This window comes from Megamonas rupellensis DSM 19944 (assembly GCF_000378365.1).
Taxonomy (GTDB): Bacteria; Bacillota; Negativicutes; order Selenomonadales; family Selenomonadaceae; genus Megamonas; species Megamonas funiformis.
The window spans coordinates 13,227-35,871 of sequence record NZ_KB899584.1 but is presented as its reverse complement, the minus strand read 5'-3'; the positions used below and the strand labels follow the sequence as shown (position 1 = coordinate 35,871).

Annotated in this window: 21 protein-coding genes; 7 read left to right on the top strand and 14 right to left on the bottom strand. The window is 31.5% G+C overall.

Going from position 1 to position 22,645, the window contains the following annotated elements; genetic code table 11:
- Window positions 1-30: 30 nt before the first annotated feature.
- From purN to purE, 5 genes are all read right to left on the bottom strand, one after another.
- Window positions 31-645 (bottom strand): phosphoribosylglycinamide formyltransferase, encoded by a 615-nt coding sequence (gene purN, locus F553_RS0107915; protein ID WP_008537822.1) that lies wholly within the window; start codon window positions 643-645, stop codon window positions 31-33.
- Window positions 638-1,705 (bottom strand): phosphoribosylformylglycinamidine cyclo-ligase, encoded by a 1,068-nt coding sequence (purM, locus tag F553_RS0107910; protein WP_018999690.1) that lies wholly within the window; start codon window positions 1,703-1,705, stop codon window positions 638-640. The genes purN and purM overlap by 8 nt, the downstream gene beginning before the upstream one ends.
- A 22-nt stretch (window positions 1,706-1,727) precedes the next feature.
- Window positions 1,728-3,161: an amidophosphoribosyltransferase gene (purF, locus tag F553_RS0107905; RefSeq protein WP_018999689.1), complete on the bottom strand. Its 1,434-nt coding sequence runs from the start codon at window positions 3,159-3,161 to the stop codon at window positions 1,728-1,730.
- 114 nt (window positions 3,162-3,275) lie between these two features.
- On the bottom strand, window positions 3,276-3,986 hold the full coding sequence (gene purC, locus F553_RS0107900) for a phosphoribosylaminoimidazolesuccinocarboxamide synthase (protein ID WP_008537819.1): 711 nt from the start codon (window positions 3,984-3,986) through the stop codon (window positions 3,276-3,278).
- 90 nt (window positions 3,987-4,076) lie between these two features.
- Entirely contained in the window at window positions 4,077-4,568 is a 492-nt protein-coding gene (gene purE / locus F553_RS0107895; RefSeq protein WP_008537818.1) for a 5-(carboxyamino)imidazole ribonucleotide mutase, read from the bottom strand.
- Window positions 4,569-5,085: 517 nt separating this feature from the next.
- On the opposite strand from purE, the gene F553_RS0107890 reads away from it, so the two are divergent.
- The 5 genes from F553_RS0107890 to F553_RS0107870 all read left to right on the top strand — a co-directional run bounded on the left by F553_RS0107890 (window position 5,086) and on the right by F553_RS0107870 (window position 11,717).
- Window positions 5,086-6,312, top strand: a complete 1,227-nt coding sequence (locus F553_RS0107890) for an aspartate kinase (protein ID WP_008537816.1) — start codon at window positions 5,086-5,088, stop codon at window positions 6,310-6,312.
- Window positions 6,313-6,360: 48 nt separating this feature from the next.
- On the top strand, window positions 6,361-7,851 hold the full coding sequence (thrC, locus tag F553_RS0107885; protein WP_018999688.1) for a threonine synthase: 1,491 nt from the start codon (window positions 6,361-6,363) through the stop codon (window positions 7,849-7,851).
- Between the two features lie 443 nt (window positions 7,852-8,294).
- Window positions 8,295-8,924 (top strand): DUF47 domain-containing protein, encoded by a 630-nt coding sequence (locus tag F553_RS0107880; protein WP_026296977.1) that lies wholly within the window; start codon window positions 8,295-8,297, stop codon window positions 8,922-8,924.
- Complete coding sequence (locus F553_RS0107875; protein ID WP_018999686.1) at window positions 8,917-9,918, top strand: inorganic phosphate transporter; 1,002 nt, start codon at window positions 8,917-8,919, stop codon at window positions 9,916-9,918. The genes F553_RS0107880 and F553_RS0107875 overlap by 8 nt, the downstream gene beginning before the upstream one ends.
- 179 nt (window positions 9,919-10,097) lie before the next feature.
- On the top strand, window positions 10,098-11,717 hold the full coding sequence (locus F553_RS0107870; protein ID WP_018999685.1) for a nucleoside kinase: 1,620 nt from the start codon (window positions 10,098-10,100) through the stop codon (window positions 11,715-11,717).
- A 71-nt stretch (window positions 11,718-11,788) separates the two neighbouring features.
- Here F553_RS0107870 and F553_RS0107865 read toward each other — a convergent pair whose 3' ends face one another.
- From F553_RS0107865 to dapF, 8 genes are all read right to left on the bottom strand, one after another.
- Window positions 11,789-12,457: a hypothetical protein gene (locus F553_RS0107865; RefSeq protein ID WP_018999684.1), complete on the bottom strand. Its 669-nt coding sequence runs from the start codon at window positions 12,455-12,457 to the stop codon at window positions 11,789-11,791.
- A 58-nt stretch (window positions 12,458-12,515) separates the two neighbouring features.
- Window positions 12,516-13,316, bottom strand: coding sequence for a pyrroline-5-carboxylate reductase (gene proC / locus F553_RS0107860; protein ID WP_018999683.1), 801 nt, complete (start codon window positions 13,314-13,316; stop codon window positions 12,516-12,518).
- 111 nt (window positions 13,317-13,427) lie between these two features.
- Window positions 13,428-14,633 (bottom strand): bifunctional phosphopantothenoylcysteine decarboxylase/phosphopantothenate--cysteine ligase CoaBC, encoded by a 1,206-nt coding sequence (gene coaBC / locus F553_RS0107855; RefSeq protein WP_018999682.1) that lies wholly within the window; start codon window positions 14,631-14,633, stop codon window positions 13,428-13,430.
- An 84-nt stretch (window positions 14,634-14,717) separates the two neighbouring features.
- On the bottom strand, window positions 14,718-14,927 hold the full coding sequence (gene rpoZ, locus F553_RS0107850) for a DNA-directed RNA polymerase subunit omega (protein WP_015562278.1): 210 nt from the start codon (window positions 14,925-14,927) through the stop codon (window positions 14,718-14,720).
- 29 nt (window positions 14,928-14,956) lie between these two features.
- Window positions 14,957-15,574: a guanylate kinase gene (gene gmk, locus F553_RS0107845; protein ID WP_018999681.1), complete on the bottom strand. Its 618-nt coding sequence runs from the start codon at window positions 15,572-15,574 to the stop codon at window positions 14,957-14,959.
- Complete coding sequence (locus F553_RS0107840; RefSeq protein WP_008537806.1) at window positions 15,564-15,839, bottom strand: DUF370 domain-containing protein; 276 nt, start codon at window positions 15,837-15,839, stop codon at window positions 15,564-15,566. Before F553_RS0107840 ends, gmk begins: the two co-directional genes overlap by 11 nt.
- A 19-nt stretch (window positions 15,840-15,858) precedes the next feature.
- Entirely contained in the window at window positions 15,859-16,755 is an 897-nt protein-coding gene (locus F553_RS0107835; RefSeq protein ID WP_018999680.1) for a YicC/YloC family endoribonuclease, read from the bottom strand.
- 31 nt (window positions 16,756-16,786) lie between these two features.
- Entirely contained in the window at window positions 16,787-17,617 is an 831-nt protein-coding gene (dapF, locus tag F553_RS0107830; RefSeq protein WP_018999679.1) for a diaminopimelate epimerase, read from the bottom strand.
- A gap of 315 nt (window positions 17,618-17,932) precedes the next feature.
- Between dapF and F553_RS0107825 the strand changes: the two genes are divergently transcribed.
- On the top strand, window positions 17,933-19,705 hold the full coding sequence (locus tag F553_RS0107825) for an Rqc2 family fibronectin-binding protein (RefSeq protein WP_018999678.1): 1,773 nt from the start codon (window positions 17,933-17,935) through the stop codon (window positions 19,703-19,705).
- Between the two features lie 130 nt (window positions 19,706-19,835).
- Here F553_RS0107825 and pckA read toward each other — a convergent pair whose 3' ends face one another.
- Complete coding sequence (gene pckA, locus F553_RS0107820) at window positions 19,836-21,413, bottom strand: phosphoenolpyruvate carboxykinase (ATP) (RefSeq protein WP_018999677.1); 1,578 nt, start codon at window positions 21,411-21,413, stop codon at window positions 19,836-19,838.
- Window positions 21,414-21,692: 279 nt separating this feature from the next.
- On the opposite strand from pckA, the gene F553_RS0107815 reads away from it, so the two are divergent.
- Window positions 21,693-22,568, top strand: a complete 876-nt coding sequence (locus F553_RS0107815; RefSeq protein ID WP_008537719.1) for a LysR family transcriptional regulator — start codon at window positions 21,693-21,695, stop codon at window positions 22,566-22,568.
- Window positions 22,569-22,645: the final 77 nt, after the last annotated feature.

Here is a 22,645-nt window from a genome sequence, read left to right as displayed (position 1 = left end):
AAAGCCTCCTCTTAATGTGATTATATAAAATCAATCATCAATCGTCACATGACGACCATTGACATGTATTTTTCCTGCTAAATACAATTCAATAACTTTTGGATATATTATATGTTCTTGTTCAAGCACTCTAGCAGATAAAGTTTCTTCTGTATCATCATCTAAAACAGGTACTGCTTTTTGCATGATAATAGGGCCACTGTCCATACCTTCATCTACAAAATGCACAGTGCAACCAGATACTTTCACGCCATATGCTAAAACATCACGATGAGCATGAGCTCCACCAAAAGAAGGTAATAATGATGGGTGTATATTTAAAATACAATTTTTAAATTCATTGACAAAATAAGGGCTTAAAATACGCATAAATCCAGCTAAAACAACTAAACCTACATTGTATTTTTTTAATTGTTCTACAAGTTTTTGTTCAAATTCTTCTTTTGTAGAACATTTTTTTCGATCAACGCAAACAGCAGGAATACCTGCTTTTCTAGCGCGTTCTAATGCCATTGCTTCTGGTTTATCAGTTAGTACAACACCTATTTTAGTTTTAATCTGACCATTTTCAATCGCATCAATGATAGATTGTAAATCACTACCACGACCAGAAGCCAATACACCTAAAATTATTTGGTTATTCATTGAAAACTCCGCCTTTTACTTCTACAGTTTGGTTGCCTTCAACAACTTTACCAATAATATAGGATTTTTCACCTTTTGCTTTGAGGTCTTCTTGAATTTTAGCTGCTTCTTCTTCAGATACAAGTAAAATCATACCGATACCCATATTGAATACACGGTACATTTCATGCCAATCTACATTACCCCAAGCTTGTAAGAGTTTGAAGATTGCTGGCATTTCCCATGTGCTAGCATCTACTTCAACGCCAGTACCTTCTGGTAAAATACGGGAAATATTTTCATAGAAACCGCCACCAGTTACATGTACCATACCATGAATATCATATTTTTCAATTAATGGTAAGCAAACAGCTGGATAAAGACGTGTAGGTGTTAAAAGTTCTTCGCCTAATGTTTTACCATTTAATTCTGGGAATTTTTCTTCACCTGTAAAACCTTTTACATCAAAGCAGATTTTACGAACTAAAGAATAACCATTAGAATGTACACCACTAGAAGGAATACCTAATAAAACATCGCCAGCTTTTATTTTTTCACCAGTGATGATATTAGCTTTATCCACTACACCAACAGCAAAACCAGCAATATCATATTCGCCATCAGCATAAAAACCAGCCATTTCAGCAGTTTCACCACCGATTAAAGCACAGCCAGATTCTTTACAAGCACCAGCTACACCTTTTACTACAGTAGCTACTTTTTCTGGATCTAATTTTCCTACAGCAAGATAATCTAAGAAATAAAGTGGTTCTGCACCTTGCACTAAGATATCATTTACGCACATAGCTACAGCATCTTGACCAATAGTATCATGTTTATCAAGCATAAATGCAAGACGTAATTTTGTACCAACACCATCAGTACCAGATACCAATACAGGTTCTTTATATTTTCCACTATTTAATGCAAAAAGACCACCAAAACCGCCTAAATCACCTAAAACTTCTGGACGATATGTTGCTTTTACGCTATCTTTTATAAGTTTTACAGAATAATTTCCAGCATCAATATCAACACCAGAATCACGATACGTAAGATTTGTCTGTTTATTATCAGTCATGTTAACCTCCAAAAAGTGCAAATTATTTTGCTCTTTGTTCAAATACGTATTTATCAGCACCAGTTACTGTTTCTTTTGACATTTCAATTGGATAAGCATTGTTAAAGCAAGCATAACACATATCTTCAGGATTAGCTGTTGTCATAGAAGCTTTAAGACCTTCCAAAGAAAGGAAATGTAAAGAATCTGCACCTATAAATTGACGAATTTCTTCAACTGATTTAGTTGCAGCGATTAATTCTTTACGTACAGAAGTATCAATACCATAGTAGCAAGGATAGCCAATTGGTGGAGAACTAATGCACATATGAACTTCTTTTGCACCTGCTTTGCGAAGCATTTTTACGATTTTACCACTAGTAGTACCACGAACGATAGAATCATCTACCATAATAACAGATTTACCACGAACAGCTTCAGATATTGCATTCAATTTCAAGCGAACAGCTGTATCACGTTTTTTCTGTGTTGGTTGAATAAATGTACGTCCAATATAACGATTTTTGATTAAACCTTCGCAAAATGGAATGCCTGATTCATAAGCAAAACCTGTAGCAGCTGTATTACCAGAGTCTGGTACAGATATAACAATATCACCTTTGAATTTACTTTCACGAGCAAGCATGCGACCCATCATAAAGCGAGCAGCATGAACACTTTGTCCATCAATTACACTATCTGGACGAGCAAAATATATATATTCGAAAACACATGCAGCTTTTTTCTGTGGAGTTGTGTATTTATAGGATTTTAAACCATCATCACCCATGACAACCATTTCGCCTGGTTCAACATCTCTAATAAATTCTGCACCTACAACATCAAGACCACAAGATTCAGAAGAAATTATCCAAGAACCTTCTTCTGTTTTACCGATGCAAAGAGGTCTAAATCCTTGTGGATCACGTACAGCTATTAATTTATTTTCAGTCATAATAGCCAAGCAAAAAGCACCTTTTACTTGTTGTACACTTTCAATGATTTTTTCCTCAATACTTGATTTACGAGAACGTGCGATAAGATTAACGATTACTTCTGTATCTATAGAAGTTTGAAAAATTGTACCTTGTTCTTCTAAGTAACGACGAAGTTCAGCTGCATTTGTTAAATTACCATTATGGGCTAAACTAATTTTTCCGCCGGAATAATTAGCAATTAAAGGTTGTGTATTTGATAATAAGCTAGAACCAGTTGTTGAATAACGTACATGACCAATAGCAATATATTGATTTTCCATATGAGGTAATTGATGACGAAATACTTCATTTACAAGCCCCATATCACGAGTAACGTCCATCCAAGCGCCATCAGTAACAGCTATACCAGCACTTTCTTGACCACGATGTTGAAGTGCATACAACCCAAGATATGTTAACATAGAAACATCTTCAGTACGAGAAAATACACCAAAGACGCCACATTCTTCTTTCCACTTATTTGACGTAATGTCAACCATTAGTTACATTCTCCTATACATATATTTTAATCATAAACCTACTCAATACATACAATATAAATGAAGAATACTAAGCATAAATATTTTATAATTTATGCTTAGTATTTTATTTAATTATAAAGTTTCGCCTGTTAAACGATGAAGAACTTCTTTATAAGCATCTTCAACATTACCTAAATCACGACGGAATCTATCTTTATCAAGTTTTTCATGTGTCTGACTATCCCAGAAACGGCAGTTATCTGGAGATAATTCGTCGCCTAAAAGAATTTCACCATGATATTTACCAAATTCTAACTTAAAGTCAATGAGGTCAATATTTTTTGTAGCAAGATATTTTGTCATAACATCATTGATTTTAAGAGACATAGCTTCAATCTGATCAAGTTCTTCAGCTGTTGCCCAACCCATAGCTGTGATATGATAACGGTTAACCATAGGATCACCTAAATCATCACATTTATAGCAATATTCAATTACAGGTTTAGACATTTTTACGCCTTCTTCAAGACCAAGACGTTTTGCTAAGCTACCAGCAGCTACATTACGGATAATAACTTCAAGAGGAACGATATCTAATTTTTTTACAAGGATTTCACGGTCATTAAGAACTTTAATGAGGTGATGTTTAATGCCTTCTTTTTCTAATAAACCAAAGAAGAAATTAGTAATTTTATTATTTAAAATGCCTTTGTCTGCAATAGTACCTTTTTTTGCACCATTACCAGCAGTTGCATCATCTTTGTAATAAACTAATAATTCATCAGGATTTTCTGTTGAAAAGATTTTTTTTGCTTTGCCTTCATATAATAATTTGTTTTCCATTATTAATTGACCTCCCAAGTCATTAACTAAAATCTAAATAAAAATGAGTTATACGATTTTATATTAATTTTAGATGAATTTTTTCGTTAATTATGCTTGAAGTTGTTGTGCAACTTTTGCAGCTTTAGCTTCAACTTCTTCAACCATTTTTTCACGATATTCTTTAAGTTGTTTTCTTAAATTCATATCGCTTACAGCAAAGATTTCTATAGCAAAAATAGCAGCATTTTTAGCACCATTAATTGCCATAGTTGCAACTGGAATTCCAGATGGCATTTGTACAGTACTTAATAAAGCATCCATACCATTTAATGGAGTTGCATTAATTGGTACTCCAATAACAGGTAAAGTAGTATAAGATGCGATAACTCCACCTAAATGTGCAGCAGCACCAGCGGCAGAGATGAATGCGCCAACACCTCTTTCTTCCGCAGAAGAAACTAGGCCACGGACTTTGCCAGGGGTACGGTGTGCAGAAGCTACAATTACTTCTGTTTCTACATTAAACTGATGTAATAAATCAACAGCCGGTTTTAAAATGGGAAAATCAGAATCACTGCCCATTACTACAGCTACTTTCATTTAAATCATCAACCTCCTGAGTAGTTTTATTTAATTAGTACAATAATTACTATAACAGAATAAACTTAAAACTTCAATGTATATAGCTTATAAAAATTTTACATATTTTTTATAAAAAGGATAGAAATTTTCACTCTAAGATAATTTTAAATTTTGCAAAAATGTAACCTTGAAAACTTCTAGATAAAAATTGCTAAATATAAAGAAATAAAATTTTTTTATATTCTTATTGTATCTTTTTTAATTTAACAAATCACTTATTTACGCTATTTTCACCAAAAATTTTCTTCTTATTTCCTATTATAATAAATAAGAAATTTTCATTTAACAAAATTAAATAGAAGTATTTTTATAAAATCAAATAATTATATAGATTATAATTATAATTATGATAGACACAATAAACATAAACTGCTATAATAAAAGCATTATATATGGTTTGCATTGTATAATAAATGTAAAAGGCAAACTTAATTTATACACTATGTAAATACATAAATACTTTAGGAGGGTAACAATGGCACTAATTGTAAAAAAATTTGGTGGCAGCTCTGTTGGAAATATTGATAAAATCAAAGCTGTTGCAAAACGTATTTTAGATGAAAAACAGCCAGATGATAAAATTGTAGTAGTTGTTTCCGCTATGGGGGATACAACAGATGACTTAATTCAATTGGCAAAAGGGATTACTAAAGATCCATATCAATATACTCGTGAAATGGATATGTTACTTACTACTGGTGAACAAGTTTCAATTTCTTTATTGACTATGGCATTTAAAGCTTTAGGACAAAAAGCTATTTCTCTTACTGGAGCATTAGCTGGTGTAAAAACTAATTCTGTTCACACAAAAGGTAAAATCAAAGATATCCAACCTAAACGTATTTTTGAAGAATTAGATAAAGGCAATATTGTTATTGTAGCTGGCTTCCAGGGTTGTGATGATTTAGGCGATCCTGTTACTTTAGGTCGTGGTGGTTCTGATACTTCTGCAGTTGCTCTAGCTGGTGCTATGAAAGCTGATGTTTGTGAAATTTACACTGATGTTGATGGCGTATATTCTGCTGACCCACGTATTGCTAAAGGCGCTCGTAGAATGAAAGAAATCACATATTATGAAATGTTAGAAATGGCTCGTTTAGGTGCTGGTGTTATGCAACCACGTTCCGTAGAAACTGGTCGTTTATACAATATTCCAATTCATGTAAGATCTACATTCACTAACAAACCAGGCACAATTATTAGGGAGGAATATACAATGGAAGAGAAAGAGTTTATTATTAGAGGGGTAGCTCATGATACTAATGTAGCTAAATTCGCTGTATTAGGTATTCCAAATACTCCAGGTATTGCACATGCAATTTTCTCCAAACTTGCTGAAAATAATGTTGATGTTGATATGATTGTACAAAGCATTCGCAATATGGAAAAAAATGTTACTGATATGGTATTTACTGTTACTGCTGATGACCTCGGTCAAGCAAAACAAATTGTAGATAAAGTTGCTGATGAATTAAATGCTGTTGCTGTATTAATCGAACAAGATGTAGCTAAAGTTTCTATCGTTGGTGCAGGTATGCTCGGTAACCCTGGTATTGCTGCTAGAATGTTCAAAGCTTTGTCTGATGCTAATATCAATATTGATGTAATCAGTACATCTGAAATCAGCATCTCTTGCTTAATTAAAGCTGATAAAATCAAAGAAGCTGTAAATGCTATTCATGATGAATTCTTTAAAGACTAATCATTAAATCGAATATAAATAGATATTTATAAATTAAGGGGGCATTCTATGAATTATATAAGTACACGTGGTCATAATTGTGCTGTTACTTCTGCACGTGCCATCATAAAAGGATTAGCAGAAGATGGTGGATTGTTTGTTCCTGAAAATATACCTATTATTGATGAAAAATTTTTAACTTCACTTCTTGATTTATCTTATCAAGAATGTGCAAAAAAAATTCTTTCTTTATATTTAACAGATTTTACTGCTGAAGAAATCAATCAATGTGTTGATAACGCTTATACTACAGAAAAATTTGACACTGATAAAATTGTCCCTACAGTAGAAGTCGAAAAAAATAATTATCTTTTAGAGCTTTGGCATGGTCCAACAAGTGCTTTTAAAGATATGGCATTACAATTATTGCCACAATTCATCTCTACTTCATTAAAAAAATTAGGTGATAAAGATGAATTAGTTATTTTAGTAGCTACTTCTGGTGATACAGGTAAAGCAGCCTTAGATGGCTTTAAAAACGTTGACCAAACAAAAATTCTTGTCTTTTATCCACAAGAAGGCGTAAGTAAAATTCAGCGTTTACAAATGCTCACACAACAAGGTGATAATGTATCTGTATTCGCTGTTAAAGGTAATTTTGACGACGCTCAAAGTGGTGTTAAACAAATCTTTAGTGATAGTAAATACAATGAATATCTAAATGAAAAAGGTTTTAAACTCTCTTCTGCAAACTCCATAAATTGGGGTCGTTTATTGCCACAGATAGTTTATTACTTCAGTGCATATGCCGATTTAGTTAATGATAAAAAAATCACTATGGGTAATAAAGTCAACTTTACTGTACCAACTGGTAATTTTGGCGATATCTTAGCTGGTTTCTACGCAAAATGCATGGGTCTTCCTGTCAATCGTTTAATTTGTGCTTCTAACTCTAATAATGTATTGACAGATTTCTTGAAAACTGGCACTTATGACCGCAATCGTGAATTTTTCAAAACTATATCTCCATCAATGGATATTCTAATTTCCAGTAATTTAGAACGTTTGCTTTATCATATTACAAATGATGCAACTAAAGTAAAATCCTATATGGAAAAACTTCAATCAACAGGTTGCTATCAAGTTGATGAAGCAACATTAAAAGCTATTCAAGAAACTTTCTCTGCTGGATATTTAGATGATAGTGCTACTAAAAAATGTATTCATGATATTTATCAACAAGATAATTATGTAGCAGACACACATACTGCTGTTGCATGGCAAGTAGCTCAAGATTATCAAAAATCTACACAAGATAAAACACCTATGATTATATTATCCACTGCTAGCCCATATAAATTTAGTGATAGCGTTTTATCTGCTCTTGGTGAAGATATCTCCAATAAAGATGAATTTGCTTTATTAGATAAATTATCCACATTGAATAAAGATAAAATTCCTCAAGGCTTAGCTCAATTACAATCTTTACCTATTTTGCATAATAATTTATGTGCAAAAGAAGATATGATTAAAGCTGTAAATACATTTTTAAATATCTAATATCTTAATGAATATTTCATAAAAATTTTACAAATAGGCGATAAATTTTACATTTTACTAGTAAATTTATCGCCTATTTTTTTCTAATATGGTATAATTATTTACAGATTTATGGAAAACGTATGATTTAATTTCAGATGTAAAGAAAAAGTAAAATTATATTTATCCATATTTTACATTTTCTTTACTTTAAAATTAAAATATATGTATCTCCATAATAATAATCGCATTCACTTTAAATATAAGTGAAGTATATATTTGATGAATAACAAGGAAAGGATAAGAGTTACTGGTATTACTATTTAGTAATATTGTACCGGAAATCGCCGGGATGTTAAGCCTTGGGAGTATTGCATCAAACATTAATAATTTTAGTGGATACTATGAACAAGGAATATTCTCTAGCTTGATTTTAGTCTAGAGATTTACAGTAACAAATGGGCATGTTCAGCTTTTTTACAAAAAAGGATACGGAATTTTATGATTTATTTTTAGCTAGTGCAAAATACTTTAACAGTAGTGCAAAATTAATCAATGATGTTATGTCTGGCAACAATAAAGCAGAAGCTAAAATATCAGATATCATTAATATCGAACATGAAGCTGATGCTGTTAACGACAAAATCATTGATAAACTAAACAAAACATTCATCACTCCTATTGACCGTGAAGACATTTATGCATTAGCTAATGGTCTTGATGATGGGGTTGACTTTCTCCAAGGAACACTCCAAAGAGCTGTTATGTATCATTTAGTAGATACAAGCAAAGCAGCTATCGCTTTATCTGAATTATTAGTATCAGCAACAGATGAAATCTTAAAAGCGTTTTCTATGCTTCATGAAGTTACAAAACATGAACACGAAATTTTAGAATGTACTTATAAAATTAGCAAGCTTGAAAGCGAAGGCGACCGTATTTATCGTGAAGAGGTTGCTTACTTATTTGAACATATCACTGACCCAATTGAGCTTATCAAATGGAAAGATATTTTGACTTATATGGAAGATACTTTAGACCATTGCGAAAAATTATCTGATTTGGTGAGAGGCGTGGTAATGAAATATGCATGAGTTACAATTTCTTATCATAGCAGTTATTATCCTAGCTTTAGTATTCGATTTTATTAATGGGTTTCACGATACAGCTAATGCTATTGCTACATCTGTATCAACAAGAGCTTTAAAACCTAGAACAGCTATCATAATGGCAGCTTTCTTAAATTTCTTTGGTGCTATGTATAGTACAGGTGTTGCTAAAACAATTGGTGGCGATATTGTAAAATCAGCAGAACATATTGATGAACATATCATTGTTGCTGCTTTAATTGGTGCTATTGTTTGGAATTTATTCACTTGGTGGATAGCAATGCCAAGTAGTTCCTCCCACGCTTTAGTTGGTGGTATCATTGGTGCTGTACTCGTTTCCACAGGTGCTATTGGCTTGAATTTCTGGGGCATTGGTAAAATTGTATTATCCTTGATTTTATCACCTATTATTGCTATCGTTGTCGGCTTTATCATTATGAATATATTTTATTTATTATTTGGTAAATTTAGGCCCTCGTCGCTCAATAATAAATTCAAACGCATGCAGATTATAACAGCTGCTACTATGGCTTTTTCTCATGGCTCAAATGATGCTCAAAAATCTATGGGTATTATCACACTTGCTCTTTTAAGTGGTGGTTATATCGATGTTTTTGAAGTTCCTTATTATGTAAAAATCTTGGCTGCAACAGCTATGGCTTGTGGTACTGCTATTGGTGGTTGGAAAATCATCAAAACTGTAGGTGGTCGTATTTTTAAACTCCAGCCAATATCTGGTTTTGCTGCCGATTTAAACTCTTCTGTCATAATTTTCTCTGCTACAGTACTTTCTTTACCAGTAAGTACTACACATGTCGTTTCTGGTTCTATAATGGGTATAGGTAGTGCAAAACGCATTGGAGCAGTTCGTTGGGGTACAGCTCAACAAATGCTTATGGCATGGGTTTTAACAATTCCTTGTACAGCCATTGTTGGTGCATTAGTTTATTCCTTAATGTGCTATGTATTTGGCTTATAATGACCAATTGAAAATCAAAAAAACAACTGCACCCTGAAAGTTGGATAAAAACCAACTTTTGGAGGTGCGTTTTTTGTTTATAAAAGTATAAAATCATTGCCTTATTTTTTAAAATAATATTATCGTTTCTATAATGTTTTTGTTATAATATATTTAAGAAAAATTAGGAGGTGTTCTTTATGGATTGCCAAATAAAATACTCATTATTAGATACTGTCTTAAAAGAACAGAAAAATCACAAAAATTTGATAACAGCAGTAAAAATAAATAATGTCCTACGTGATGTACAAACGCAAGTTACACCAGAAGACAAAGTAGAATTCATTGATATGACCACTGAAGATGGTGTCCAAGCTTATCAACGAAGTATTTTATTTATCATGATGGCTGCTGTAAATATGCTTTATCCTGATAAAGAGGTAGTAGTAGAACATTCCGTAAATAATGGTATTTATTGTGAATTATTGCCTAAAGGTGATTTAACGCTAGAAATGGTCGGCAAAATTCAAGAAAAAATGTTTGAATTTGTTTCTAAAGCAAAAGATATAAAAAAATGCATTTTACCTCGTGAAGATGCTGTTGCTTTATTTAGAGAATCTCAACAAATCGCTAAATCAAAACTTCTTGAATCCTTAAAGCAAGACTATGTAAGCCTTTATTACTGCGCAGGCTATTATGATTATCTTTATGGTCCAATGCTTTATAACACTTCATTATTAGATAAATTCGCTATAGACTTTTATGAGCCAGGATTGATTGTTAGAACACCTTTAATCAGCAATCCTAATGTAATTCCGCCAAAGATGAAACAAAAGAAATTATCTATGATATTAAGCGAAGCCGATAGATGGTCTTACATTTTAAAATGTAATTACGTGACCAATTTGAATGAATATATTCACTCAAATAAAATTAGTGAATTAATTCGTATTTCCGAAGCATTACACGAAAAGAAAATCGCTCAAATTGCCGATCATATAGTTGAATCTATAGAAGACCTTCGTTTAATTTTAATAGCTGGTCCATCATCTTCTGGAAAAACAACATTTGCTCAAAGATTGCGCATTCAATTACTTGTCAATGGTATAAATCCTCTATCTATATCTTTAGATGATTATTTCTTAGATAGAGATAAAACTCCTAAAACACCTGAAGGTCAATATGATTTTGAATCTATAAACGCTTTGGATTTGCCATTATTCAATAAACATATGATGGCATTATTAAAAGGAGAGAGCGTTGAATTACCAGTTTATAATTTCACCACAGGCTATCGTGAATGGAAAAATCATGTTGTAAAATTAGAGCCTAATCAACCTATTATCATTGAGGGTATTCATGGTTTAAATGATGAATTAACAAGAGATATTCCTTCTCATGTAAAATATAAAATTTACGTCAGTGCCTTAACTCAATTAGCTATAGATGCACACAACCGCATTCCTACTACAGCTGCTCGCATTATTCGCCGTATTGTTCGCGATAATCAATTTAGAGGTGCTCACGCTTTAAAAACGATTAAACAATGGCCTGATGTGCGCAAAGGTGAAGATAAAAATATTTTCCCATTCCAAGAAAATGCAGATGTCATGTTTAATTCTGCTCTAATTTATGAATTAGGTATTTTAAAGAAATACGCTAAACCTTTATTAGAAAAAATCACACCTGATTTACCAGAATATAATATATCTAAACGCTTGATTGATTTTCTTGATTACTTTGAAGACATTTCAAATGATGATGATGTACCAAATAATTCTATACTAAGGGAATTTATTGGAAAATCATGTTTCTTCTAATAAAATAAATTACTCCATAAAAAATAAGCACTATATCAATTAGTGCTTATTTTTATTTATGCTATTTAATTTTAAAATCTCATTTCTCCAGGTCTTTTTGGGCCTTTAATCATGCCTAAATCCAATGTTTCCATTTTTTGATGTATTTCATCTAATTCTTCTTGAGTAATACCCAAATCATCTGCCACCACTTCCCAATTAGATGTTGGTGGATTATGCATTTCTATAATATCAGCTGGAGATTTATCTACATACATAGAATAAAGTATGCCATGAATAACTTCATCTACTTCATAATTCTGTTTAACTAAAAAAGTTACAATACTTTTATTTATATCTAATTTATTAGCTATCTGTGTTGATATAATATCATCTTGTGTTGCCTTTAAATCATTTGGTGTAAGCCCAATTAAATATTCTACACGACCCCAAGAATTATTCTCTCTTAAATTCATAACATCATCAAAAGATTTATGTGAAGCATATGCTAAGAAAGCACCTCTACGAAGTTCCGGCATTTCCCAACCATTATTATAATACGTTACTAATGTTTGCTTATCTACCCCAAAATATTCACTTATATTTTGCATTTCATTATTAATACGCATTTGTGGTGATACTCTTTCAGCTCTAGGTAATGGTCTTGCCTGTGCTGTATTATCCATAGGTAATTGATAACTTGCACCCGTTAAAATTAAACCCATAGCACTAAGAGCTAAAACTTTTTTCCATCTTTTCATATTTATCGCCTCACTTTGAATAATTATTAGTTATATTATATCATATTTTTATATAAATTTATTTGTTTTCAATAGCATCAATAGCATCAATAGCATCAATCACTGCACTTCTAAAGCCTTTACGTTCTAAAGTTGCTACACCCACAATAGTAGTACCAGCAGGTGAACATACTGCATCTTTCATTGCACCTGGATGATTATTTGTAGCTAATTGCAATTTACCAGTTCCCACTATCATTTGACTTGCTAATTTATAAGCTACAGGGCGAGCAAGTCCATGCATTACACCAGCATCAGCTAAAGCTTCTATAAACATACTAGCAAAAGCAGGGCCACAACCTGCTACAGTTCCGCCAATGGATAATTGTTTAGTTTCTACAAATTGAACTATAGAAATTGTAGAGAATAATTTTGTAAATAAATCTAATTCTTCATCACTCAAAGAATGTGTATTTTCACAAATAAAAATACCTTCACCTATGGCTACTGGCGTATTTGGTATTGTACTTAAATGATGTGTATTTGGTAAAAGAATTTGCTCATATTTAGCAAAAGGAAAATTTGCTGCAATAGAAATAACAATTTTTTCTTGTAATTCTTTTTTTATTGGAGTAATAACTTCTTCTATCATATATGGTTTCACAGCTATGATAACCATATCTACATTATCAACAACTTCTTTTGCACTTTTACAAGGATTGACTTGTTTTTCCTGTGTATTTTTACAAAGTTTATCCCAATTCTTAGCACAAGCAAAAATTTGATTGCCCTGTATAGCTCCTTGATTGATTAAACCTGTAGCTATAGCTTGTCCCATATTGCCAAAACCAATAAAACCTAATTTTAAATTATCAAACATATAAATACCTTCTTTATTTATTTTTTTACATCATTTAACTTATATTTTATCATAATAACTAATTATAAAAAACTCCTACTAGCTTCAAAAACTAATAGGAGTTTTTATTTATCATTTATTCATTTTTTCTTCAATTGTATCTAAAATCAATTTAGCAAGTTCTGCCTTTTGCATAAGTGGAGCTTGTTTTATTTCTCCATCACGAGTGATGATTTTAGCTATATTAGTATCTACATTAAATCCAGCACCAGCTTGGCTTACATCATTTGCTACAATCATATCAAGATTTTTGCGCTGTAATTTGCCTTTAGCATATTCTTCAACATTCTGTGTTTCAGCAGCAAAGCCAACTAAATACTGTTTATCTGATTTTTTCTCGCCTAAACCTTTCAAAATATCTGGGTTTTTTACAAGCTCAATAGTAATGACTTCATCAGATTTTTTTATTTTTTGACTAGCTACTTCTTTTACACGATAATCTGAAACAGCTGCTGACATTATTGTAATATCACAATCTGCAAAATGTTCTTCAATATGTTTTTGCATTTCACGTGCAGACTCTACTTTTATTAAATTTACATTTTCAGGTGCTTTAATATTTGTAATACCTGAAACTAAAACTACTTCAGCACCTCTACTAGCAGCTTCTGTAGCAATAGCATATCCCATTTTTCCACTAGAACGATTACTGATGTAGCGAACAGGGTCAATAGGTTCTCTTGTACCTGCTGCACTTACAATCACTTTTTTGCCTTTTAAAGACTGATTATTTTGTTTTTCAACATAATCTTTTATAGTCTCTACCAAAGTAATAGGTTCAGGAAGTCTACCTATACCATTTACACCACAAGCTAAATGACCACTTGCTGGCTCAATAATATGATAATTATATTCACGAAGAGTATTTATATTTTTTTGTGTTATTGGGTTTTGATACATATTACTATTCATTGCAGGAGCGACAAAAACAGGTGCTTTAGTCGCCATAATCACAGTGGATAACATATCATCAGCAATACCATTTGTTATTTTACCAATAATATTTGCTGTTGCAGGTGCAATCAAAACTAAATCCGCCAAATTAGCAAGAGCAATATGTTCTACATTCCAATTTGTAACTTTATCCCACATAGAAACATTTACAGGATTTCCACTGATTTCTTGAAATGTAAGTGGTGTAACAAAATTTGTAGCTTCTTTAGTCATTACTACATGTACATTAGCGCCTAATTTTCTTAGTCTACTAGCTACATCTACAACTTTATAAACCGCAATACCACCACAAACTGCTAATAAGATATTTTTGCCTTTTAACATAATAAACCTCTTATATAAAATAAATTAATATTTACCGTCTTAATTAGCAAAAAAGGCAAGTATTAGCTTGCCTTTCATTTTAAATTAAATGCTTTTTTTCACACGTGCAAAAGTAATTTTATCTTCTGCAACTTCTTCTAAAGCATTTGTAACATCTTTATGAGATTGAAGTACGGATTTTACAGGAGAACCTGCTAAAATTTGTCTAGCTCTTTTAGCTGCTAAAACTACTAAAGTATATTTGCTATCAACTTTTGGTAAAAGTTGGTCCATAGAAGGATGTACTATATCCATTATAAATCGCTCCTTTGCAATATCTTAATTTAAACTTTTTCATTTTCAAGTTGAACAAGTTTATCTAAATTATTATACACTGCACAGCGTTCAGCTTCAATAATATGCAAAATTTTATTTACAACATCACTGACAACTTCATTAGTGATGATGTAATCATAATTATTTCCGCATGGAATTTCTTCAATAGCAGCGCTGAGGCGACGTTTTATTGCTTCTTCAGTTTCAGTACCACGTCCGCGAATGCGTTTTTCAAGTTCTGCAAGAGAAGGAGGTAATAAAAAGATGAATGTACCTTCTTTTAAAAACATTTTCTGTACATTTAAAGCACCTTGAGTATCGATTTCAAGTAATACATCTTTACCACTTTCCAATACTTCGCGTACTTTATCTGCTGGAGTTCCATAATAATTTCCATAAACTTCAGCCCATTCTAACAAACGATTTTCTGCTATCATTTGCTGAAATTCTTCTTTAGATAAGAACCAATAATCCTTACCATTCACTTCGCCTGGTCTAGGTTTACGTGTTGTTGCTGATATGGAAAATACAATTTCTGGCTGTGCTTTTAATAATTCTTTGCAAACAGTCCCTTTTCCTGTACCAGATGGTCCAGAAATAACGATTAAATTACCCTTATTCTTCATTTACTCTACCCTTTTCTTTTATAATATCCATATTTACTCTATTTGTTATTGTTTCTGGCTGTACAGCCGATAAAACAACAGTCGAATTATCCATGATAATCACTGAACGTGTACGACGTCCATAAGTGGCATCAATTAAATTCTTTAACTCTTTTGCCTCTTGGACTATACGCTTTATTGGTGCTGACTCTGGAGCGACAACTGCGATAATTCTATCTACAGCTATGATTGTACCATAACCAATATTAACTAATCTTGCCTGCATAACTTTTACCTATTTTTACCTATTCAATATTTTGGATTTGTTCACGAATTTTTTCTAATTCACCTTTAATCTCTACTACTAAATTAGCAATCTCAGCATTATTAGCTTTAGAAGCCATTGTATTTGTTTCACGGTTCATTTCTTGGACAATAAAATCTAATTTACGACCAATATTACCTTCCATTTCCAAACTAGCCTTAAACTGCTGTAAATGACTTCCCATGCGTACAATTTCTTCTGTAATATCCATTTTATCTGCCATTATCGCACATTCTTGGATTATTCTATTCTCATCAATATTTTGCTCACTCAATAAAGATTTAAGTGTTTCTATCAATTGAGTTCGATAATTTACTAAGCGTTCAGGAGCTATTACTTTTATTTTTTCTGTATGCTTAGCAATGATATCTAAACGGCGAAGTAAATCTTTTTTTAGATTTTCACCTTCAATACATTTCATTTTGACAAATTCTTCTGTAGCTTCTTCTACAGTAGCCACTAATAATGGTTTTATCGCTTCTAAATCTAAACTATCATCAGCTAAATTTATCACGCCTTGAAAATTTGCCAAATCTATTAAAGATATATTTTTTAATTTTGCTTTTTTATCTACACTTTTAATAGTTGTATTGATTTCCTGTAAGCTTTTATAATAAGCAATCAATAAATCTTTGTCAATGGCTAACTTTTTATTTTCTTCATTGTTATTTACAAAATTAATGTAAATATCTATTTTTCCACGAAGAGCATATTTATTTAAAGCCTCAACTATACTTGCTTCTAAAGCACGTAGTCCACTTGGCATACGAATGGAAATGTCGCGATATCTATTGTTTACCGCTTTCATTTCTACGCCAATTTTATATATTCCATTATCAAAAGTTGCTGAGCCAAAGCCCGTCATACTTCTTATCAAAAAAATACCTCCCCAAACCTAATTAAGATTATTAATCAGCCCATGTTGCTGTGAAAACTTTTGTAGCAGGGCCAGTCATATAAATTCGATTATTATCAGCCCACTGTATTGTTAAAATACCGCCATCTAATTCAATTTGAGCTGTTCTCTGTGTACGTTTATTTAATACACAAGCTACTAATGTAGCGCAAGAACCAGTACCACAAGCCCAAGTAATACCTGCACCACGTTCCCAAACACGCATACGAACATATTTATCATTTTTTACTTCTACAAATTCTGTATTTGTTTTCTTAGGAAATACTGGATTAGTTTCAAATTTTGGACCAATTTTTTCAAGTTCTACACTATTAATATCATCAACAAAAACGATACAATGAGGATTTCCCATAGATACGCAAGTCATTTTATAAGTTTGACCATCTACGGTGATATCTTCATTTACTACTTGATTATTGCCAAAGCCAGATACTGGAATTTTATCGCCTTCTAAAATAGGTTCACCCATATCTACATGAACAGTGCCATCTTCCATAATTTCAGGAACGATTATACCAGCACCAGTTTCTACAGTGAATTTATTTTTATCTGTAAGATTAGCTTCTTTTACACATTTGGCAAAGCAACGTATACCATTGCCACACATTTCAGCTTCACTGCCATCACTATTGATGATTTGCATACGAAAATCTGCTATTTTAGATGGCAAAATAAATATAACACCATCGGCACCTACACCAAAATGACGATCACAAATTTTTTCTGCATTTGCAATTATTTCACTGATATCTTCATTATTGAAAGCATTTACTAATACAAAATCATTTCCACAAGCTTGCCATTTAGAAAAATTAAATTCCATGATAAAATCCTCCTTAAACACATTATTAAAACAATGTATTTATTTTTACAAATTTAAAATCTATTCAGGCTCATTATAGATAATAACTAAATTATTATATTATAACTATAACTAATATTAATTCGCTATTAAATATCAACAATCCTGCTCATATTATTATAATTATTCATCTTTTTAAAGAAAATACTAATTAATGACAAAAAACTTAGCAAAAACTGCTCAATTAATAATTTATCAAATAAAAATACCTATGATATAATATTTTAGATATTAATTTCTTAAACTAAGAAATTAACGAAAGGAATGAATTAAACTATGAGCTTAGATGGATTTTCATTAAATCCTTTAATAAATGAACTAAACGACAAATTAGCAGGTGGTAGAATAGATAAAATCTGCCAACCAAACAAACAAGATATTTATTTATATATTCGCCAGCCTAGACAGACATATATTTTATATCTTTCTATAAATCCTCAAAATCCTATGGCAAATATAACTGAATTTCAGCCAGATAATCCACCTGAACCACCAGTTTTCTGCATGGTTTTACGTAAACAATTAGAAGGTGGTCGCATCGCCTCTATTTCTCAATATGGTTTAGACCGCATGATTTTAATAGATATTGATACCTTAGGGCCAAAAAGTCTTATCATTACAAAAACTTTAATAGCTGAACTTATGGGAAAATATAGCAATCTTATTTTAATGCAAGACGGAACTATTATTGAAGCCTTTCGCCGTGTAGGTGAAAATAGCAACCGCGTGCGTACTGTCTTACCTGGTCAAAATTATGAAGTCCCACCTATTCAAGACAAAATAAATATTTTAACTACCGATACAAATTCATTTATTGAACGCTTAAAAACATATCAAGAAGCGACATTATATCAAGCAATCATCGCTAGTGGATTGGGCTTTGGGCCAATAACAGCAAAAGAAATCATCTTTTTAGCTGGCTTTAGTAACGATTTATTGATAAAAGATATGGACGAAATGGATTTTTCTTCTATAACTAATATCATTGATGAATTAAAAATCATGTATCAAGAAAAAAATTTTTCGCCAACATTAGTCTTAGATAAAAAACGTAAAATTAAAGCCATGGCACCATTTGCTTTGCATATTTTTAACGAAAAAGATTTCACCCTTAAAACATATATAGATATTAATGCTCTATTAGAAGATTCCAAAAACTATACTAACAGCTATTATAATTTACCAGAAAAAGATTTCTATCGTAAAACAATCCATAATGAAATTAATCGTTTAACTAAAAAAGAAAAAATTCTTACAGAAGAATTAGCTAAAGCGCAAAAAGCTGAAAAATATAAAATAAAAGCTGATAACTTAATGACTTATCAATACCAATTTAAAGACCATCAAGACAAAGAAATTTCTGTAGCTAATATTTATGATGAAAATTATGCACCTATAACTATTGCATTGGATACGAAATTAACTCTAATTCAAAATATGCAAGCTTATTATAAAAAATACGATAAGTTAAAACGTTCTACACAAATGTTAGAAATCCAAATAAAACGTTGCCAAAAAGATAGAGAATATGCCCTAACCATAGAAACTGCTATAGATGCTTGTACTACTATAGCCGATATTGAAGATATCAAAGCTGAAATGATTAAAGCTGGATTTTTACCACCTGAAAATAAGAAAAAAGCTTCTATTGCTCCATCTAAACCATTTAAATTTGCTCTACCTAATGGAATGTTCTTATTCGTTGGCAAAAACAATTATCAAAATGATAAACTCACTTTTAAAACAGCACATAGCGATGATATTTGGTTGCATACAAAAGATATCCCTGGCTCTCATGTCATCATTGATACTAAAGGCGATGAAGTAGATGAGGATACTCTATTTTTAGCTGCCCAAATCGCAGGATATTTCAGCAAAGCACGTGGCTCTTCAAAAATTCCTGTTGATTATGTAGAATGTAGATATCTAAAAAAACCATCAGGAGCTAAACCTGGTTTTGTTATCTTTACAAATAATAAAACTTTATATGTAACACCTGATGAAGATGAAATCATGCCAATCATCAATAAAGATTTAAATAAAAAATAAGTAAAAAAAGACTACCATATTTATTTTTGGTAGTCTTTTCTCATTAATTAAGTTATCGCCATTAAATTTATTTATTGCCTAAAAACTTTAAAATCATATTTATAATTTTTCTACAAAAACCAATTTCTTCTCAGTCTTCAAGTCTTGGTCCAGCATTTAAAATTTCTTCTGGCATTTCACCAGCGAAACGTTTAACATTTTCAGCAAACAATCTTACTAATTTTTCAGCTTGATTTTTATATGCTTTTTTATCCATCCAAGTATTTTCTGGATTTAATACTTCACTTGGTACACCTGGGCAGCTATCTGGAATATTTAATTGGAAATATTCATGTTTAGTCCAAGTAACATCATCTAATTTACCATCTAAAGCAGCAGAAATCATAGCTCTAGTGTATTTTAATTCCATACGTTTACCAACACCATATGGACCGCCAGTCCAACCAGTATTAACAAGATATACACTAGTATTATATTGATTAATTTTTTCACCTAATAATCTAGCATATTGTAATGGTGGTAATGGGAAGAATGGTTCACCAAAACCAATAGAGAATGTTGCTTGTGGTTCTGTAATACCACGTTCAGTACCAGCAACTTTACTTGTATAACCGGATAAGAAGTGATACATAGCTTGTTCTTTAGTGAGTTTTGCAATAGGAGGTAATACACCAAAAGCATCTGCAGTCAAAAAGATAATTGCATTTGGATGACCTGCCATACTTGGTACGATGGCATTTGGAATATTTTCTATTGGATAAGCTGTACGCGCATTTTGTGTAAATCTAGCATCAAAGAAATCTGGTTCACGAGTATATGGATTGATATAAACATTTTCCAAAACAGTTCCATATTGAATTGCATTATAAATTTCTGGTTCACTTTCAGGTGTAATTTTTATAGTTTTTGCATAGCAACCACCTTCAACATTGAAGATACCATGTTCACTCCAACCATGTTCATCATCACCAATTAAGGAACGATTAGGGTCAGCAGATAAAGTTGTTTTACCTGTACCACTTAAACCAAAGAATAATGCAGAATTTCCATCTTTACCTACATTTGCAGAGCAGTGCATGGATAAAACACCACGTTGAGGAAGAATGAAGTTCATAACAGAGAAAATAGCTTTTTTCATTTCACCTGCATAAGCACCGCCACCGATTAATACCATTTTTTTGCTGAAATTAACAATAATAAAAGTTTCAGAATGTGTACCATCTTCAATTGGATTAGCTTTTACACTAGGCATACAAATAAGTGTAAATTCAGCAGGTGTAGTAAGTTTAGTTTTTGGTCTAATGAATAATTGTTTTAAGAATAAATGATGCCAAGCATGCTCATTAATGCATTTTATTTGTAATTTGTATGCAGGGTCTGCACCAACTAAAGCATCAGTTACAAATAATTGATGGTCTTTAGCATAATCTTTCATTTTTTCATAAAGACGATTAAATGTATTTTCCGAACATGGTTGATTTGTATTTGACCAATGTATTAAATCATGAATATCTGGAGTATCAACAATAAATCTATCTTTAGGTGAACGACCTGTATGTTTACCAGTAGTTACACAAATCGCACCTTTGTCAGATAAACGTCCTTCATGATTTCTAACCGCTTCTTCAAGTAACTCTGGAATTGTTGCATCATAAGTAATTCTTCTTGCAACTGATAAAAAGTCCTGGCTAGAATAGTTGTTCATCATTGTAATCAACCTCACTTTTATTTATGTTTATTTGTCATAAAATTTATTACCTAAAATTACTATATGAATATATATTTCTCCAAAAAATTCACTATTCCTCCCAAAATTTTTAAAAAATTTTTTATATTTTAACATAAAAGCAATATAATAGATAAAACTTATGGCAAAAAACATTTATAATAAATAAAATATTGGATATATGCTATTTTTATGCTATAATATCTATGTGTTAATTAATAAAATTTATTATACATAAGATATTTTCAATAGGAGGATTATATGGAACTTAAACAACTAGAATACTTTCAAATGACTAGCCGTTTGAAAAATATTACTAGAGCAGCCAAACGGCTTTCTGTTTCTCAACCAAATATTACAGTTGCTATAAAAAAATTAGAAGCAGAACTTGGCATACAACTTTTTGAACGTAGCCAAAAACAATTATCACTCACACCAGAAGGAGCTGTATTTTTAAATCGCATTGAACTTGCTTTGCGTAATATTCAAGATGCCGTTTTAGAAGTTAATGACTATAAACAACTTCAAAAAGGCACTATCAAAATTGGTATTCCTTCTATGATCGGAGCATATCTTTTCCCAAAAATTTTCTCTGGTTTCCAGAAAAAATTCGCTCATTTAGATATTTATCTTTATGAAAAAGGCTCTATGTCTATTCGTGAATCCTTAGAACGTGATGAATTAGATTTTGGTATTGTCATCATCTCCAATGCTTCTCCTAGTTTACAGTTATTACCAATGTCTACTAACCAAGTAGTAGCTTGTGTTCCTGAAGATAGCCCACTTGCTCAAAAAGATTCTTTATCTTGGAGCGATGTAAGCAATATTGATTTAATTATGTTAAAAGAAGGTTCTTTTATCCGTAATTTAATTCAACAAAAACTTAAAGAACACAATATTCAACCAAATATTATCTTAGAATCAAACCAAATTGAAACGATAAAAGGTCTTATTTCTAGTAATGTTGGTATGGCATTTCTCTTAGACTTCGTAGTTCAAGATACACCACATATTAAAACATTACCAATAGAAGACCCTATATTTGTAGATGTTGGACTTGCATGGAAAAAAGATAGATATATCTCCAAAGCTGCTCAATCTTTTATCAATTTCTGTCAAGATACATTAAATAAATAATTTTTATTGATAACAAAAAGGATAATCCACTTATTTTAGGATTATCCTTTTTATATTTTTTATAGCTTATTTAATGA

Coding starts and splice junctions, on each gene's coding strand:
- purC (WP_008537819.1), bottom strand. CDS start 3,986: ATGGAAAACAAATTATTATATGAAGGCAAAGCAAAAAAAATCTTTTCA.
- F553_RS0107870 (WP_018999685.1), top strand. CDS start 10,098: ATGGATTGCCAAATAAAATACTCATTATTAGATACTGTCTTAAAAGAA.
- gmk (WP_018999681.1), bottom strand. CDS start 15,574: ATGAAGAATAAGGGTAATTTAATCGTTATTTCTGGACCATCTGGTACA.
- pckA (WP_018999677.1), bottom strand. CDS start 21,413: ATGATGAACAACTATTCTAGCCAGGACTTTTTATCAGTTGCAAGAAGA.
- coaBC (WP_018999682.1), bottom strand. CDS start 14,633: ATGTTAAAAGGCAAAAATATCTTATTAGCAGTTTGTGGTGGTATTGCG.
- F553_RS0107880 (WP_026296977.1), top strand. CDS start 8,295: ATGTTCAGCTTTTTTACAAAAAAGGATACGGAATTTTATGATTTATTT.
- F553_RS0107875 (WP_018999686.1), top strand. CDS start 8,917: ATGCATGAGTTACAATTTCTTATCATAGCAGTTATTATCCTAGCTTTA.
- proC (WP_018999683.1), bottom strand. CDS start 13,316: ATGTTTGATAATTTAAAATTAGGTTTTATTGGTTTTGGCAATATGGGA.
- dapF (WP_018999679.1), bottom strand. CDS start 17,617: ATGGAATTTAATTTTTCTAAATGGCAAGCTTGTGGAAATGATTTTGTA.
- F553_RS0107825 (WP_018999678.1), top strand. CDS start 17,933: ATGAGCTTAGATGGATTTTCATTAAATCCTTTAATAAATGAACTAAAC.
- purN (WP_008537822.1), bottom strand. CDS start 645: ATGAATAACCAAATAATTTTAGGTGTATTGGCTTCTGGTCGTGGTAGT.
- F553_RS0107815 (WP_008537719.1), top strand. CDS start 21,693: ATGGAACTTAAACAACTAGAATACTTTCAAATGACTAGCCGTTTGAAA.
- F553_RS0107865 (WP_018999684.1), bottom strand. CDS start 12,457: ATGAAAAGATGGAAAAAAGTTTTAGCTCTTAGTGCTATGGGTTTAATT.
- purE (WP_008537818.1), bottom strand. CDS start 4,568: ATGAAAGTAGCTGTAGTAATGGGCAGTGATTCTGATTTTCCCATTTTA.
- purF (WP_018999689.1), bottom strand. CDS start 3,161: ATGGTTGACATTACGTCAAATAAGTGGAAAGAAGAATGTGGCGTCTTT.
- rpoZ (WP_015562278.1), bottom strand. CDS start 14,927: ATGGATATAGTACATCCTTCTATGGACCAACTTTTACCAAAAGTTGAT.
- F553_RS0107840 (WP_008537806.1), bottom strand. CDS start 15,839: ATGCAGGCAAGATTAGTTAATATTGGTTATGGTACAATCATAGCTGTA.
- thrC (WP_018999688.1), top strand. CDS start 6,361: ATGAATTATATAAGTACACGTGGTCATAATTGTGCTGTTACTTCTGCA.
- purM (WP_018999690.1), bottom strand. CDS start 1,705: ATGACTGATAATAAACAGACAAATCTTACGTATCGTGATTCTGGTGTT.
- F553_RS0107890 (WP_008537816.1), top strand. CDS start 5,086: ATGGCACTAATTGTAAAAAAATTTGGTGGCAGCTCTGTTGGAAATATT.